We start from the raw sequence: 15765 nt of genomic DNA on the forward strand, positions 1-15765 counted from the left end.
TTCGCATGCCCACTGCCCTGAGCCCTGAACAACCGCTGCAGCCCGGCATGGTGCTGGATGGCTTTGTCTTGGAGCGCCCCTTGCACCAAGGCGGCATGGCCAATCTGTGGGCCGTCAAGCGCGAGCAGCCACGGGAAGATGAGCCCTTCGAGCTCATCATGAAGGTGCCGCGCATCAAAGGCGGCGAGGATCCGGCCACCATCGTCGGCTTCGAAGTCGAGCAGATGATCTTGCCCGCGCTACGCGGCCCACATGTGCCGCGTTTCATCGCCCGCGGCGACTGGATACGGCGCGCCTACATCGTGATGGAGCGCATCCCGGGCGAAAGCCTGCGCCCCAGGCTGGACCAGGCGCCATTGCCTCTGGTGGACGTGGTGGAAATCGGCATTCAAGTTGCCACGGCGCTGCGCGAACTCCACCGCCAGCACTTGGTGCACCTCGACATCAAACCCAGCAACATCATGTTCCGCCCCGATGGGCGCGCCGTGCTGGTGGACTTCGGGCTCTCCAGGCACGACCACTTGCCCGACCTGCTGGAAGAAGAGTTCGAGCTGCCCATGGGCACCGGACCCTATATGTCGCCGGAGCAAGTGCAATTCGTGCGCAGCGACCCGCGCTCGGATTTGTTTGCGCTGGGCGTCATGCTCTACCACCTCTCCACGGGTGAGCGCCCCTTTGGCCAGCCCACCTCCATCACAGGCCTGCGCCGGCGCCTCTACGAAGACCCCATCCCGCCGCGCGCCATACGGCCAGAGCTGCCGGCGTGGTTTCAAGAAATCGTGCTGCACTGCCTGGAGGTCAAGCCCGAGCGCCGCTACCCAAGCGCCTCGCAACTGCTGCTGGATTTGCAGCGCCCAGACGCCGTGCAGCTCACGCGCCGCGCTGACAAGCTCACGCGCACCGGCCGCCTGGCGCGCTGGCGCGACTGGTTCAAAGCCCTGGGCAACGAGGCCGAACCCTGCAGCTCCGTGAGCGACCAACTCAAGCGCAGCCCCATCATCATGGCCGCGCTGGATGTTCACAGCGCCAGCCCTGCCCTGCTCGATCAACTCAGAGAAACCGCGCGCCGATTGGTTCAAACCGAACCCGGCGCACGCTTGGCCTGCGTGAGCGTCATGAAGACCGCGCGCATCGGCATGGACGAGCTCACCGACAAGCAAGGCCGCAGCGTCCACGTCAACCAACTCGTCGCCCTCAAGGCCTGGGCCCACCCGCTGCGCAAAGCCCTGAACCTGACCGATGACGGACAGCTCACCTTCCACGTGCTCGAAGCGCCGGACCCCGCCGCCGCCATCGTCGAATTCGCAGCCAAAAACGGTGTTGACCACGTGGTGATGGGAGCACGAGGTTCATCGGCCTTGCGCCGTTATTTGGGCAGCGTCTCGGCCCAGGTCGTGGCGGAGTGCAGTTGCAACGTCACCGTCGTGAGGGAAAGCAGCGCAAGCTGAAACGCAAAACGCCAGCTCGCGCTGGCGTTGACATCGAATCAGTTCAACTCAGTGCTTGTGGCCGCTGTGGTCAGAGTGACCGGAGTGACCACCGGCAGCAGCCTTCATATCCCGCACCGGAACTTTGAGCTCCAACTCGGTGCGGGCACCCGCCGCGTCCTGGAACACCAGCGTCAAAGGCAGCTCTTGCCCGGCCACCAGCTGCCCCTTGAGCCCCATCAGCATGATGTGCAGGCCACCGGGCTTGAGCGCCACGCGCTGCCCCGCAGGCAGCTCCAACCCATTGGGCAGCTGGCGCATCTTCATCACCGAGTCCTCCATGGTCATTTCATGGATTTCCACGCTGTTGGCGCTGGGGCTGCGCGCGGCTACCAGGCGCGTAGCACTGGGGCTTTGCAGCTGCAAAAAGACCCCACTGGCCTTTTGTTGCGGTACCGTTCCGCGAGCCCATGCGTCGCTGACCTGAACCTGCGCCCAAACCGAACTCGTGCTTGCCGCAACAAGCACCAAAGCCGCTGACAAATATTTCGCAATCACAACATCGCTCCTCAGTTGAGAGCAACCATGATAGCCAGCCCGACGACCAGCCGCCTTAGGGCTTGGGTGCCGGGTAGCTCACCGCCAGGACTTCGATGCGCTCTACGCCCACAGGCGTGTGCAGGCTGAGCTCATCACCCTCCCGGGCCTTGAGCAGCGCACGCGCAATCGGAGAGACCCAACTCACCTCACCATTGAGGCTGTCAGACTCATCAATGCCCTTGATGGTGACGGTGCGCTCCACACCCCGCTCATTGGCGTAGGTGACGGTTGCGCCAAAAAACACCTGGTCGCTGCCGTGGTGCACGCTGGGGTCTACCACCTCAGCGATGTCCAGCCGCTTGGTCAAAAAACGCAAGCGCCTGTCAATTTCGCGCAGCCGCTTCTTGCCATAGAGGTAGTCGCCGTTTTCTGAACGATCACCATTTTTCGCAGCCCAAGAAACAATCTCCACCACCTTGGGCCGCTCGACGTCTAGCAACTGCATGAACTCACCGCGCAGTCGCGCATAGCCCTCTGGTGTCATGTAGTTACGGCTGCCCGCCGGCAAGGGGGACAAGCCGCCACTGAGCTCTTCGTCGTCGTCCTGCTCAACTTCCTTGGTGAAGGCTTTGCTCACGGCCCGGTCAGTCGGTCACAGCAGGTTCGGCCTTGGGCTTGTCCTTGCGCGCCGATTGGATGTCCAGCATCACCTCGCCCTTGTCGTCGATGTCCACGCTCAAGCGCCCGCCGTCGACCAAGCGGCCGAACAGCAGCTCGTCGGCCAAGGCGCGACGGATGGTGTCCTGAATCAGACGCTGCATGGGGCGCGCGCCCATGAGCGGGTCAAAGCCCTTGCTGGCGAGGTGCTTGCGCAGCGCATCACTGAAGGTGACTTCGACCTTTTTCTCTGTCAGCTGGCTCTCCAACTGGAGCAGGAACTTATCGACCACGCGCAGGATGATGTCTTGATCCAGCGAGCGGAAGGACACGATGGCGTCGAGCCGATTGCGGAACTCCGGTGTGAAGAAGCGCTTGATGTCGCCCATCTCATCGCCCTGCTCGCGCTTGTTGGTGAAGCCGATGGTGGACTTCTGCATCGCCTCTGCTCCCGCATTGGTCGTCATGACGATGATGACATTGCGAAAGTCAGCCTTGCGCCCGTTGTTGTCGGTCAAGGTGCCGTGGTCCATGACCTGCAGCAGCACATTGAAGACATCCGGGTGCGCTTTCTCGATTTCATCCAACAACAAGACCGCATGCGGCTTCTTGGTGATGGCCTCGGTGAGCAGACCGCCCTGATCGAAACCCACATAGCCCGGAGGCGCACCAATCAGGCGGCTCACAGCGTGGCGCTCCATGTACTCGGACATGTCAAAGCGCATGAGCTCAATACCCAGGATGTAGGCCAGCTGCTTGGCCACCTCGGTCTTGCCCACGCCGGTGGGGCCGCTGAAGAGAAAGGCGCCAATGGGTTTGTCCGGCTTGCCCAGACCCGAGCGCGCCATCTTGATGGCCGCAGCCAAGGCATCAATGGCCGGGTCTTGTCCAAAAACCACACTCTTGAGATCGCGGTCCAGGGTCTTGAGCTTGTCGCGATCGTCGCTGGAGACGCTGGTCGGCGGAATGCGCGCAATCTTGGCCACGATGTCTTCCACCTCAGCGCGGGTGATGGTCTTCTTTTGCCGGCTCTTGGGCAGCACACGCTGCGCGGCACCAGCCTCGTCAATGACGTCGATCGCCTTGTCGGGCAAATGCCGGTCGCTGATGTACTTGGCCGACAGCTCGGCCGCAGCCTGCAAAGCACCCAAGGCGTACTTCACGCTATGGTGTTCCTCAAATCGAGATTTGAGCCCCTTCAAAATCTCGATCGTCTGCTCCACCGAGGGCTCATTCACATCGATTTTTTGGAAGCGACGCGACAGCGCCGCATCTTTCTCGAAGATGCCACGGTACTCACTGAAGGTGGTGGCGCCGATGCACTTGAGCTGACCTGAAGACAGTGCAGGCTTGAGCAAATTGCTCGCATCCAAAGTACCACCAGAGGCCGCGCCCGCACCGATGAGGGTGTGAATCTCGTCGATGAACAAAATGGCCCCGGCCTGCTCCTTGAGCTGCTTGATCACCGCCTTGAGGCGCTGTTCAAAGTCGCCACGGTACTTTGTGCCGGCCAGCAATGCGCCCATATCGAGCGAATACACCGTGGCATCAGCCAGCACGTCAGGCACTTGGCCTTCCGTGATGCGCCAAGCCAGCCCCTCAGCAATGGCCGTTTTACCCACACCCGCTTCACCCACCAGCAGTGGGTTGTTTTTGCGGCGACGGCAGAGCACCTGCACGACCCGCTCAACCTCTTGCTCGCGCCCGATGAGAGGGTCAATGCGACCATCGCGGGCATTTTGGTTGAGGTTTTGTGTGAACTGCTCGAGCGGAGAGCCTTTGCCCGAGCTACCACTGGCTTCCGTGTCCTCACGCTCACCTTCTTGAGGGGCGCTGTCTGAGCTCTTGGGAGGCTCTGGCGGCTCGCTCTTCTTGATGCCGTGAGCAATAAAGTTCACCACATCCAGCCGCGTCACGCCCTGCTGGTGAAGGTAGTAGACGGCGTGCGAATCCTTTTCGCCAAATATGGCCACCAGCACATTGGCGCCGGTGACTTCTTTCTTGCCATTGCCCGTGGATTGGACGTGCATGATGGCGCGCTGGATGACGCGCTGAAAGCCCAGCGTGGGCTGGGTATCCACCTCGTCGCTGCCACCCACCGTCGGGGTGTTGTCCTTGACGAACTGCGACAAACACTTGCGCAGATCTTCAATATTGGCGGCGCAAGCACGCAGCACCTCGGCTGCGGACGGGTTGTCCAGCAAGGCCAGGAGCAGATGCTCGACTGTGATGAATTCGTGGCGCTGCTGACGCGCCTCCACGAAGGCCATGTGCAGGCTGACTTCAAGTTCTTGCGCGATCATGCGGCCTCCATAGTGCACTGAAGGGGATGGCTGGCTCGCCGTGCGGCGGCCAACACCAATTCGACTTTGGTGGCAGCAACGTCCTTGGTGAACACACCACAAACGCCCCGCCCCTCGTGATGGACTGTCAACATGATCCGTGTCGCCGCGTCCAGGTCATGATGGAAATACTCTTGCAAAACCATCACTACAAACTCCATAGGCGTGAAGTCATCATTGAGCATCAACACCCGATACAGACCAGGGGGCTGTGTGCGTTGCAACTGACGCTCGGCAAGGGTAGCCCCCCCCGAATCAGAGGGTGGGGGAGACACGGGGGGCTCTGCTGGAGAAGACGACATCCTGAACATGTTTCCGATTCTATAGAGAGCCTACGCCCTGCAGCGTAGCGCTAGTGAGAAGCCCGACGGGTCGACGCCACCATTTTCACCACGCCAAGCACCCCACCACTCTCGGGGGGGCAAGTCGATTGACACCCCTTCCAGCGGCCTTTGAGAATCCCTTCCGGTGCATTAGACACCGGGATGGAGAGTACAAATGGCTACTGGTACAGTGAAATGGTTCAACGATGCCAAAGGATTTGGTTTTATCGAACCTGAACTCGGCGGAGGAGATGTGTTTGCCCATTTCTCGGCAATCCGCATGGATGGCTTCAGAACACTGAAGCAAGGCAGCAAGGTGAGTTTTGAGCTGGTGCAAGGCCCCAAAGGGCAGTTGGCGCAAAACATCACCCCCATGGACGAGGGAAGCGTCGGCGTTAGCGCCTGAGCCCACCTCTGCCCAGCGCGCTTCCGCAGTGCCTTGACACAAGGCCGTCGATGTCCAGCCTGAGTTCTGCAGTCCGCGTCATTTAGGTCCCCCATGAACAAAGCCCCTGGCAATGCTGCTCAGGGGCTTTTTTGTTTCCGAGCGCACCACGACAGCGCGCTCTGAGGGGCCGAAAGTGCAGCGCACAGGTGTGCTGCCGCACGGCCTCCACATTACATGTGGTCGATCATCACCTGACCAAATCCAGAGCAGGAGACTTGCGTTGCACCGTCGAGCAGACGGGCAAAGTCGTAAGTCACTTTCTTGGACAGAATGGACTTTTCCATGGAGGCAATGATCAGGTCAGCCGCCTCAACCCAGCCCATATGGCGCAGCATCATCTCGGCCGAGAGAATCTCGGAACCGGGGTTGACGTAGTCCTTGCCCGCGTATTTCGGCGCCGTGCCGTGGGTGGCTTCAAACATGGCCACGGAGTCGCTCAGGTTTGCACCCGGAGCAATACCGATACCACCAACTTGTGCCGCCAGCGCGTCGGAGACGTAGTCACCGTTGAGGTTCAGGGTCGCAATCACCGAGTACTCAGCCGGGCGCAGCAGGATTTGCTGCAGGAAAGCGTCAGCGATCGAATCCTTGACCACGATGTCCTTGCCGGTCTTGGGATTCTTGAACTTGCACCATGGGCCGCCGTCGATCAGCTCAGCGCCAAATTCCTTTTGCGCCAACGCATAGGCCCAGTCACGGAAGCCACCTTCGGTGAACTTCATGATGTTGCCCTTGTGGACAATGGTGACGCTGGGCTTGTCGTTGTCGATGGCGTACTGGATGGCCTTGCGCACCAGACGCTCCGTGCCTTCCTTGGACACAGGCTTGACACCAATGCCTGAAGTCTCGGGGAAACGGATCTTCTTGACGCCAAATTCCTCTTGCAGGAACTTGATCAGCTTCTTGGCCTTGTCGCTTTGGGCTTCAAACTCAATGCCGGCGTAGATGTCTTCCGAGTTCTCGCGGAAGATCACCATGTCGGTCTTGTGCGGCTCCTTCACGGGCGAAGGCACACCGTTGAAGTAGCGCACGGGACGCAGGCAGACGTAGAGGTCGAGCTCTTGACGCAGCGCCACGTTCAAGGAGCGGATGCCGCCACCCACTGGCGTGGTCAGCGGGCCCTTGATGGACACCACGTAGTCCTTCAGAACTTGCAGCGTCTCTTCAGGCAGCCAGACGTCAGGGCCGTAGACCTTGGTCGACTTTTCGCCCGCGTAGATTTCCATCCAGTGGATTTTCTTGGCGCCGCCGTAAGCCTTGGCCACCGCAGCGTCGACCACCTTGATCATCACCGGCGTGATGTCAAAACCCGTGCCGTCACCTTCAATGTAGGGAATGATGGGGTTGTTGGGGACGTTGAGCGAGAAGTCCGAATTGACCGTGATCTTCTGCCCGCCCTCGGGCACTTTGATGTGCTGATACATGAACTGGTCTCCGCGAAACGCGAGGTGGTTGGTGACAGAGAAGTGCCGATTCTAAAGCAGCAATACTTTCAGCTTGCTGAGATAGAAGACAACACAAAGGGGATAGTTTGACCTACGGAGCCATGGTTTTCAGCTGCAGAACGCCTGCACTTGACGCCAAACACCGTGCCCAAGCGCCCAAACAGCGCTGGCGGCAAGCATGGCGCCTGATATGCGCACCGCCCACACCATGCCCCGCTGACTGCGCATCAGCTTGACAAACAGCAGCGGGCCGACGACCAACCCCACCCCTGACGTCAGTGCAAAGCCGCCCATGACAAGTGCGCCTTGCACTGGCCCCGAAGCCAAAGCTGCAACCATCAGGGCCGATTGCAGCAGACCACATGGCCAGGCCAGCCATACCAAGCCCGCCAAAGTGGGGCGAGCCACGCCCGCAAACACCACCTTGGGTGCTGCCATAGCGCCGTTTGATCCCCCGCCCCCACCAGCCCCTACCAGGCGGCTGGCATCCAGCTCGTAGGTGCGAGGTGCAGCTCGACCAAGGTTCTCCACCCAAGCCGGCTGGCGCCCTCGCCACAGCAAATACAAGCCCAGTCCCAATGCGGCCATGTGCAGAAGCACCCACAAAGGGCGCACCCAGCTGCTACCACTGGCCCATTGCGTGAGCCCGCTGACGCTAGCGGCCACAACCGCACCGCCTGTCGCGTAACTCAAGAGCCGCCCGACCTGCCAGCCCAGCGCACGCTGCCACCGCCCCTGATGCAATGCCGCGCAAGCGGCGCCACACATGCCCAAACAGTGCGGCGAGCCCGCCAAGCCCAGCAGCAGCGCCGTCATGCACAAACTCCAATCCATGGGCGCTATGCTTTGCTCTACAAGAAGACTCAGATGATGCGCGAGAAACGCTCGCGGGTGCGGTCGGCCTGCAGGTATCGATCAAAGACCATGGCCACACCGCGCACGAAATACCAGCCCAAGGGCGTGAGCTGGATGGCGCCAGGCTCCATCACCAGCAGGCCGTCCTTTTCCAGCTGCTGCAGCTGCTGCAACTCAGTCTGGAAATAGCTGTTCATGCTGATGAGGTGACCCAGCTCGATGGATTCAAACTCCACACGACCTTGACACATCAAGGCCATGATCACGGCACGGCGCACCAGATCGTCACGCGACAAAGCCAAACCACGCTGCACCGGCAAACGCCCTTGGCGCACGGCATCGTAGTACTCGTCCAGTGTTTTGGCGTTTTGCGCGTATGCAGCACCCACGCGCGAGATGGAGGAAACGCCCAGACCAATCAGGTCACAGTCCGGTTGCGTGCTGTAACCCTGGAAGTTGCGATGCAAACGCCCTTGCCTCTTGGCCACAGCAAGCGGGTCTTGCGGCAGCGCAAAGTGGTCCATGCCGATATAGGTGTAGCCGTGACCCAAAAAGCCGCTCAATGCCTGCGACAGCATGCTGAGCTTGTCTCCTGCCGACGGCAAAGCGTGGTCTGCAATGCGACGCTGCGATTTGAAGCGTTGCGGCAAGTGCGCATAGCCATACAAGGCAATGCGATCCGGGCGCAAACCAGCAACCTGAGCGACCGTGCGCTGGAAGGACTCGGCGCTTTGCCGCGGCAAGCCGTAAATCAAGTCAACGTTGGTTGACTCAAAGCCCAAAGCCCGGGCCTCAGCCATCAACTGCGCCACGCTTTCGTAGGGCTGGATACGGTGGACGGCCTTTTGCACGTCAGGGTCGAAATCCTGAACCCCAAAGGACAGGCGATTGAAACCCAGCTGCCGCAGATGCGCCAAGCGCTCGTGGCTCACGGTGCGCGGGTCGACTTCGATAGAAATCTCAGCCCCAGGTGCAAGGCGGAAGTAGCGTGTCACGCTGGCCATGAGGCGGGTGAGGTCCGCATCGCTGAGGAAAGTCGGCGACCCACCGCCCAGATGCAACTGCGACACCGACGACAAACCGCGCCCCAGCGAGGCCTGCACCAAGGCCATTTCCTGATCCAAAACAGTCAGGTACTCCTCGCCCTTTTCGTGGTGCTTGGTAATAATCTTGTTGCAAGCACAGTAGTAGCACAGCGACTCGCAGAACGGCACGTGCACATAGAGCGACAGAGGTGCCACCGCGCCTGCGCCAGCACTACGCTGGGTTAGCGCTTGGATCAAATGCTCACTGGTGAAAGCCTCTACAAAACGATCAGCCGTAGGATAGGAGGTGTACCTGGGCCCCGAGACATCGAACCGACGCAGCAAGTCGGGTGAAATCGCCGGCAATTCACTGTCATGTTGAATACGCATGTGCGAACTGTGCCAACACGCGACTCCTCCCGGTTGATCTTCATCAATCTTGCCGTGGATGGTGAGGTAAACAATGCAGACGCAATGCTCTTGACATGATCCACTGCAAGTCAAGCCCTCCGTATCTCGGTCACAGGTCATTGTTTGACCGACCACAATCCACGCCATGAATTCCTGCCCCGGCTCTAGCAACACGGCTTTCAAAGTCGCTTGTTCGTCTTGCAATTTGCGTGAACTGTGTTTGCCTGTGGGGCTGACCCACAGTGATATTGAGCGTCTGGACCGTCTGGTGGCCACCCGCCGCAACGTCGCCCGGGGCGATACGCTGTTTCGCACCGGCGACAGCTTCCAGTCTCTGTACGCTGTGCGCACAGGTTTTTTCAAAACCTGCGTGTCGGCCGAGGACGGCCGCGATCAGGTCACAGGCTTTCAAATGGCTGGCGAACTGCTGGGGCTCGACGGCATTAGCAGCGACCGTCACGCTTGTGACGCCGTGGCCCTGGAAGACTCACAGGTGTGCGTCATTCCTTACGGACAACTCGAGGTGCTCTCGCGTGAGTTCACCGATTTACAGCACCAATTCCACAAGATCATGAGCCGCGAGATCGTGCGCGATCACGGCGTCATGCTGCTGCTGGGTTCAATGCGTGCTGAAGAGCGCCTGGCAGCGTTCCTGCTGAATTTGACTCAGCGCCTTCGCGCGCGCGGCTTCTCGGCGTCCAGCTTGGTGCTGCGCATGACGCGCGAGGAGATTGGCAGCTATCTTGGTCTGAAACTCGAAACGGTCAGCCGTACTTTCTCCAAATTCCAGGAAGACGGACTGCTCGAAGTCAAGCAGCGTCAGATTCGCATCGTTAGCCAAGACGGGCTCCAGGCCCTGCTCAACGGCGCGCCGGCCTACTGACATCGGCCCAAGCCCGCTCGCATTGCGGGAAGGCAAAGCTACAGCCCCTGCGACTTATCGCGGCCAAGCCCGAGAATGTCTCCCCTCGACAGGATCGGGGGTCACCATCAGCAACACGGTGATGGCACTGCACAGCGAAAACAGCAACCACAGGGCCATAAACGCCATGCTGTAGACGCCCGCTGGCGGCAAGAACTGCAAGGCACCGCCCCAGCCGTCAAGATTTGCAGGGTCCACCCAGCTGAAGATCAAACCCGTAGTGACGGCAGCCAGCATGAACGCCGGCCACAAGGTAAACATGGCATAACGCCCCAAGCGCGTACCCCCGTCAAGCAAAACGGAAGCCGACTTGTCTTCAGGCACAGCACTGGCTGGGTAGGCTTCGTCTACCCCGAGGCCACCTTCCGGAGTGGATGCAGGTGGCCTGTGCTGGTTCATGGCTGGCTGGCACCAGGACGGCTGGCGTCGGTGGCTGCGTGGTTGCGCGCCTTCATGGCGGGCTGAGCCGACACCTCATCGGCCCCTACCCTTGTGCCCTGCACAACGGGATCGGGGTAAACAATGGCCAAGCCTAAGGTCGCAAAGCCAGCCACCACCACGACGGCGGGCCCACCGACCACCAGCCACATCCAGCGCTCACGCCACCATGCGGTGGGGCGCGGACTGTTTTCTTGACTCATACGAAATCTCCCCTGAAACCACGCTCAACGTGGCAGAACAAATGTGGACTTTTCTTGCACCAAGCGTACGCCTTCTTGGGCCGTGTTGCTTGCGCAGCTGACATTGAATTCAATGGGGTGCGCACCGCTGCTGTGTTGCGCAGCCACTTCCGGAGGCACGCGCAGCGCCAGCGTAAACCACCGAGCCTCCGCACTCTTGAGCTCCAGCAGTCCCAGGTCAGGCGCTGGCGCCAGCGCGGGCAAACCTTGCGCCGCAATACGGCAATACTGGCTGCGCTCGGTCGCATTCATGACTTGCAAGCGGTAGACGTTCTCCACATAGCCGTCTTCCACCTGCCGAGCCAACGTGGCACGATCCCGCACAACGTCGACCTTGAAGGGCGAGCGCACCCAGAGGCTGACCATCAACCCGATGGTGATCAACACCAATGCTGCGCTGTACACCAACACCCTGGGCCGCAGCGTACGCTTGAGCAACTCAGCGCGCGACCAACCGTTTTCCATGCCGTTTTGGGTGTCGTAGCGAATCAGTCCTCGGGGGTACTGGAGCTTGTCCATGACGCTGTCGCACACATCGATGCAAGCCGCACAGCCGATGCACTCGTATTGCAGGCCCTTGCGAATGTCGATGCCCGTGGGACAGACCTGAACGCACAGCGTGCAATCCACGCAGCTACCCAGCCCCAAGGCCGCCGGATCGGCCTTGCGCGAGCGCGAGCCGCGCGGTTCGCCACGCTTTTCGTCGTAGGTGATGATCAGCGTGTCGCGATCGAACATAGCCCCTTGAAAGCGCGCATAGGGGCACATGTATTTGCAGACTTGCTCGCGCAAGTAGCCGGCATTGCCGTAGGTGGCAAAACCGTAAAACAGAATCCAGAAGGCCTCCCAGGGCCCCAGGGAGCTGCCAGCGGCAGCCAAACCAATGGTGTAGAGCGTGGACTGACACAAGTCACGCAGCGGCGTGAAGTAGCCCACAAAGGTCAAGCCCGTCCACAGGCCAATAGCAATCCATACCGACTGCTTGCCCGCTTTACGCCAGGCTTTGTTCCAGCTCCAAGGTGCGGCATCGAGTTTGATGCGTGCCTGCCTGTCGCCTTCAAAGCGGCGCTCCACCCAGAGGAAGATTTCCGTGTAGACCGTCTGGGGGCAGGCGTAGCCACACCATAAACGCCCTGCTACTGCCGTAAAGAGAAACAGCGCGTAGGCTGAAATCAGCAGCAGGCCAGTGAGGTAGATGAAGTCCTGCGGGTACAGGACCAGGTCGAAGATGTAAAAGCGTCTCGCCCCCAGGTCGAACAACACAGCTTGGCGCCCGTTCCACGGCACCCAAGGCAGTCCGTAAAACAGCAGCTGAGTCAACCACACCAGGGCCCAGCGCCACTTGGCAAAAATGCCATCGGCTGACTTGGGGTAAATCTTCTTTTGGGCCGCGTACAGCGACACCATCTGCACGGGCGCGGGTGCGCCCGGCAGCGGTGATGGGGGAGGACGATTCACGGGGAATGCAGACTGATCAAAAGAGCCCGAGACTGGCTCACTTGTTAGAGAGACTCCAAACGTATGCACCCAGCACCCGAACCTGCTCGGGGCTCAGGCGTGATCCATGCTCGGGCATGACGTTGGTCTTGCCATTGTTGATCATGCTGATCACAGCCTCTTCGCCCCAACCGTGCAGCCAAACCTTGTCCGTGAGATTGGGCGCACCCATGGCCGTATTGCCTTTGCCGTCGGGGCCGTGGCAAGCCGCGCACGCAGCGAACTTGCTCTTGCCCAGCTGCGCAGCAATCGAGTTGTGCGGGCTGCCCGACAAACTCAACACGTAGTTGGCCAAGTTCTTCACGTCTTGCGCGCTACCCACCGCAGCGGCCATAGGCGGCATCACGCCTTGCCGACCTTGGGTGATGGTTTGCATGATGTTCTCGTGCTCACCACCCCAGAGCCAATCTTTGTCGGTCAGGTTGGGAAAGCTCTTGGAGCCGCGGGCGTCGGAACCATGGCACGAGGCGCAGTTGTTGGCGAACAGACGCTCGCCAATACCCATCGCCTTGGAGTCCTTGGCCAGTTCCTGCACAGGCATGGATGTGTACTGCGCATAGACCTCGGCAATGGCCTTCTCTGCCTTGGCCTTTTCAGCTTGGTACTGAGAAGCACTGCTCCAGCCCAAAGAGCCTTGGTAGCTACCCAGGCCCGGGTACAAGGCCAGATAGATGGCGGCAAACAGCACCGTCAACACGAACAAGCCCATCCACCAGCGCGGCAGCGGGTTGTTCAACTCTTTCAAGTCTTCGTCCCAGACGTGCCCTGTGGTGTTGTCCTGCGCCATCGGGCGACGGCGCGCGGCAATGATCAACAAAGCCAGACAGGCCAAGAGACTGACGATGGTCACCAGCGCGATGAACTGCGACCATCCTCCAGAAAAAAAGTCACTCATTCTTTGCTCCTTGCGACACGGCTGGGGACTCTTCCATCAGCGGCAGCGCCGCCATGTCCTCAAACCGCTCGCGGTTGCGGCGCGAATAGGCCCAGTAAACGATGCCCAGAAAGGCCACCAACAACAGCACCGTGACAACGGATCTCAGCGCATTGATGTCCATGGTGTACTCCTTTGAACGCTTAGCGTTTGCCTGCAGTACCCAAGACCTGCAGGTAGGCAATGACGGCTTCCATTTCGGTCTTGTCCTTGACCGCCTCAGCAGCGCCGGCGATTTCCTCGTCGCTGTAAGGCACACCCACGGTGCGCAAACCACGCATCTTGGGCGCCAGCTCAGCGGGGTCGAGCTTGGCCGTGGCCAACCAGGGGTAGGCCGGCATATTGGACTCAGGCACCAGGTCACGCGGGTTGATCAGGTGCAGGCGATGCCATTCATCGCTGTACTTACCGCCCACACGCGCCAGGTCCGGACCCGTGCGCTTGGAACCCCACTGGAAGGGGTGGTCGTACACAAACTCGCCAGCCGCCGAGTAGGGGCCGTAGCGCAGCGTCTCAGCGCGCAGCGGGCGGATCATCTGCGAGTGGCAGTTGTAGCAACCCTCGCGGATGTAGACATCACGCCCAGCCAGTTGCAGCGGGGTGTAAGGGCGAAGGCCCTCAACCGGCTGAGTGGTGGAGCGCTGGAAGAACAGCGGCACGATTTCCACCGCACCACCGACCAGCACTGTCACCAGCACCAGCACGATCATCAGGAAGTTGCTGGTCTCGATCTTCTCGTGACCAGTCGGCTTATGTGTTGCAGCCATGTGCTTCTCCTTAGGTTCAGGCGTGCGCCACGACAGCGGGGATGGGTTGTGCTTGCACCCGTCCGGCCTGCACCGTCTTGATCACGTTCCAGCCCATCACGCACATGCCACCGAGGTAGAGCACGCCGCCCAGGAGCCGGATCACATAGAAGGGATAGGTGGCCTTGACGCTTTCCACGAAGGTGTAGACCAAGGTCCCGTCCGGGTTGACAGCGCGCCACATCAGACCTTGCATCACGCCGGCAATCCACATAGCAGCGATGTAGAGCACGATGCCGATGGTGGCCATCCAGAAGTGCAGCTCAATGGCCTTCTTGGAGAACATTTCGGTACGGCCGAACATGCGTGGAATCAGGTGGTAGAGGCAGCCCATGGAAATCAGGCCCACCCAACCCAAGGCGCCGGAGTGCACGTGACCCACGGTCCAGTCGGTGTAGTGGCTCAGCGCGTTGACGGTCTTGATGGACATCATCGGGCCCTCGAAGGTCGACATGCCGTAGAACGACAGCGACACGATGAGGAAGCGCAGGATGGGGTCGTCACGCAGCTTGTGCCATGCACCCGAGAGGGTCATGATGCCGTTGATCATGCCGCCCCAAGAGGGAGCCAGCAGCACCAGCGAGAACAACATGCCCACAGACTGCGCCCAGTCCGGCAACGCGGTGTAGTGCAGGTGGTGAGGACCCGCCCACATATAGGTGAAGATCAGGGCCCAGAAGTGCACGATGGACAGGCGATAGCTGTACACCGGGCGGCCGGCTTGCTTGGGGATGTAGTAGTACATCATGCCCAGGAAGCCCGCCGTCAGGAAGAAGCCAACGGCGTTATGGCCGTACCACCACTGCACCATGGCGTCTTGCACACCGGCGTAAGCGGAGTAGCTCTTGAACAAGCTCACCGGAATGGCAGCACTGTTGACCACGTGCAGCAAGGCCACCGCCAGGATGAAGGCACCGAAGAACCAGTTGGCCACATAAATGTGCCGGATCTTGCGCGTCCCCACCGTGCCGAAGAACACGATGGCAAACGACACCCACACCAACGTGATGGCGATGTCGATGGGCCACTCCAGCTCGGCGTACTCTTTACCCGAGGTGATGCCCAGCGGCAGCGAGACCACCGCGGCCAGGATCACCAGCTGCCAGCCCCAGAAAGTGAACCACGCCAGCGTCGGTGCGAACAGGCGGGTTTGGCCCGTGCGCTGCACCACGTGGTAGGCGGTTGCAAACAGCGTGCAACCACCAAAAGCGAAAATCACCGCGTTGGTGTGCAGCGGCCTCAGGCGCCCATAGCTCAGCCATGGAATCCCGAAATTGAGCTGCGGCCAGGCCAGCTGCGCGGCAATCACCACGCCCACCAGCATGCCCACAACACCCCACAACACGGCGGCGAGTGCGAACGCGCGCACAACGCCATCTTCGTAGGTCTGCCCTGAAGCGAGACCCCCGTCTACCACCCTGGCAGACCCGGCTAGGCTTGTCATTGTTGCTCC

Annotated in this window: 17 protein-coding genes; 3 read left to right on the plus strand and 14 right to left on the minus strand. The window is 60.5% G+C overall.

The features are described from left to right. Positions 1-5 precede the first annotated feature (5 nt). Complete coding sequence (locus ACG0Z6_RS14565) at positions 6-1448, plus strand: serine/threonine protein kinase (protein WP_394462642.1); 1443 nt, start codon at positions 6-8, stop codon at positions 1446-1448. A gap of 48 nt (positions 1449-1496) precedes the next feature. On the opposite strand, the gene ACG0Z6_RS14570 is transcribed toward ACG0Z6_RS14565, so the two are convergent. The 4 genes from ACG0Z6_RS14570 to clpS are packed head-to-tail and all read right to left on the minus strand — an operon-like array spanning position 1497 to position 5277. Then, positions 1497-1985 carry a copper chaperone PCu(A)C gene (locus tag ACG0Z6_RS14570; RefSeq protein WP_394462644.1) on the minus strand — a complete coding sequence of 163 codons (489 nt, stop codon included), beginning with the start codon at positions 1983-1985 and terminating at the stop codon, positions 1497-1499. Between the two features lie 55 nt (positions 1986-2040). Next, on the minus strand, positions 2041-2604 hold the full coding sequence (greB, locus tag ACG0Z6_RS14575) for a transcription elongation factor GreB (protein ID WP_394462646.1): 564 nt from the start codon (positions 2602-2604) through the stop codon (positions 2041-2043). A gap of 7 nt (positions 2605-2611) precedes the next feature. Then, positions 2612-4927 (minus strand): ATP-dependent Clp protease ATP-binding subunit ClpA, encoded by a 2316-nt coding sequence (gene clpA, locus ACG0Z6_RS14580; RefSeq protein WP_394462648.1) that lies wholly within the window; start codon positions 4925-4927, stop codon positions 2612-2614. Next, on the minus strand, positions 4924-5277 hold the full coding sequence (gene clpS, locus ACG0Z6_RS14585; RefSeq protein WP_394462650.1) for an ATP-dependent Clp protease adapter ClpS: 354 nt from the start codon (positions 5275-5277) through the stop codon (positions 4924-4926). Before clpS ends, clpA begins: the two co-directional genes overlap by 4 nt. Positions 5278-5464: 187 nt before the next feature. Between clpS and ACG0Z6_RS14590 the strand changes: the two genes are divergently transcribed. After that, positions 5465-5695 (plus strand): cold shock domain-containing protein, encoded by a 231-nt coding sequence (locus ACG0Z6_RS14590; RefSeq protein WP_394462652.1) that lies wholly within the window; start codon positions 5465-5467, stop codon positions 5693-5695. 212 nt (positions 5696-5907) lie between these two features. On the opposite strand, the gene icd is transcribed toward ACG0Z6_RS14590, so the two are convergent. From icd to hemN, 3 genes are all read right to left on the minus strand, one after another. After that, on the minus strand, positions 5908-7161 hold the full coding sequence (gene icd / locus ACG0Z6_RS14595) for an NADP-dependent isocitrate dehydrogenase (RefSeq protein WP_394462654.1): 1254 nt from the start codon (positions 7159-7161) through the stop codon (positions 5908-5910). A gap of 129 nt (positions 7162-7290) precedes the next feature. Then, positions 7291-8016, minus strand: coding sequence for a sulfite exporter TauE/SafE family protein (locus tag ACG0Z6_RS14600; protein WP_394462656.1), 726 nt, complete (start codon positions 8014-8016; stop codon positions 7291-7293). A 29-nt stretch (positions 8017-8045) separates the two neighbouring features. Next, complete coding sequence (gene hemN, locus ACG0Z6_RS14605; RefSeq protein ID WP_394462878.1) at positions 8046-9428, minus strand: oxygen-independent coproporphyrinogen III oxidase; 1383 nt, start codon at positions 9426-9428, stop codon at positions 8046-8048. Between the two features lie 190 nt (positions 9429-9618). Between hemN and fnr the strand changes: the two genes are divergently transcribed. Next, positions 9619-10356, plus strand: coding sequence for a fumarate/nitrate reduction transcriptional regulator Fnr (gene fnr / locus ACG0Z6_RS14610; RefSeq protein ID WP_394462658.1), 738 nt, complete (start codon positions 9619-9621; stop codon positions 10354-10356). Positions 10357-10410: 54 nt separating this feature from the next. Here the strand turns inward: fnr and ACG0Z6_RS14615 are convergent, their stop codons facing one another. The 7 genes from ACG0Z6_RS14615 to ccoN form a co-directional block, all read right to left on the minus strand. Continuing rightward, on the minus strand, positions 10411-10719 hold the full coding sequence (locus ACG0Z6_RS14615) for a hypothetical protein (protein WP_394462660.1): 309 nt from the start codon (positions 10717-10719) through the stop codon (positions 10411-10413). A 71-nt stretch (positions 10720-10790) separates the two neighbouring features. Beyond that, complete coding sequence (locus ACG0Z6_RS14620) at positions 10791-11036, minus strand: hypothetical protein (protein ID WP_394462662.1); 246 nt, start codon at positions 11034-11036, stop codon at positions 10791-10793. A 24-nt stretch (positions 11037-11060) separates the two neighbouring features. Next, the gene (ccoG, locus tag ACG0Z6_RS14625; RefSeq protein WP_394462880.1) at positions 11061-12482 is read right to left on the minus strand and encodes a cytochrome c oxidase accessory protein CcoG; all 1422 of its coding nucleotides are present in this window, start codon (positions 12480-12482) and stop codon (positions 11061-11063) included. A gap of 88 nt (positions 12483-12570) precedes the next feature. Continuing rightward, the gene (ccoP, locus tag ACG0Z6_RS14630; RefSeq protein ID WP_394462664.1) at positions 12571-13467 is read right to left on the minus strand and encodes a cytochrome-c oxidase, cbb3-type subunit III; all 897 of its coding nucleotides are present in this window, start codon (positions 13465-13467) and stop codon (positions 12571-12573) included. Next, positions 13460-13630, minus strand: a complete 171-nt coding sequence (locus ACG0Z6_RS14635) for a cbb3-type cytochrome oxidase subunit 3 (RefSeq protein ID WP_394462667.1) — start codon at positions 13628-13630, stop codon at positions 13460-13462. The genes ccoP and ACG0Z6_RS14635 overlap by 8 nt, the downstream gene beginning before the upstream one ends. 19 nt (positions 13631-13649) lie before the next feature. After that, on the minus strand, positions 13650-14273 hold the full coding sequence (gene ccoO, locus ACG0Z6_RS14640; RefSeq protein WP_394462669.1) for a cytochrome-c oxidase, cbb3-type subunit II: 624 nt from the start codon (positions 14271-14273) through the stop codon (positions 13650-13652). A 16-nt stretch (positions 14274-14289) separates the two neighbouring features. Beyond that, positions 14290-15756 (minus strand): cytochrome-c oxidase, cbb3-type subunit I, encoded by a 1467-nt coding sequence (gene ccoN / locus ACG0Z6_RS14645; protein WP_394462671.1) that lies wholly within the window; start codon positions 15754-15756, stop codon positions 14290-14292. Positions 15757-15765: the final 9 nt, after the last annotated feature.

Source organism: Roseateles rivi (genome assembly GCF_043555845.1).
Taxonomy (GTDB): domain Bacteria; phylum Pseudomonadota; class Gammaproteobacteria; order Burkholderiales; family Burkholderiaceae_C; genus Roseateles; species Roseateles rivi.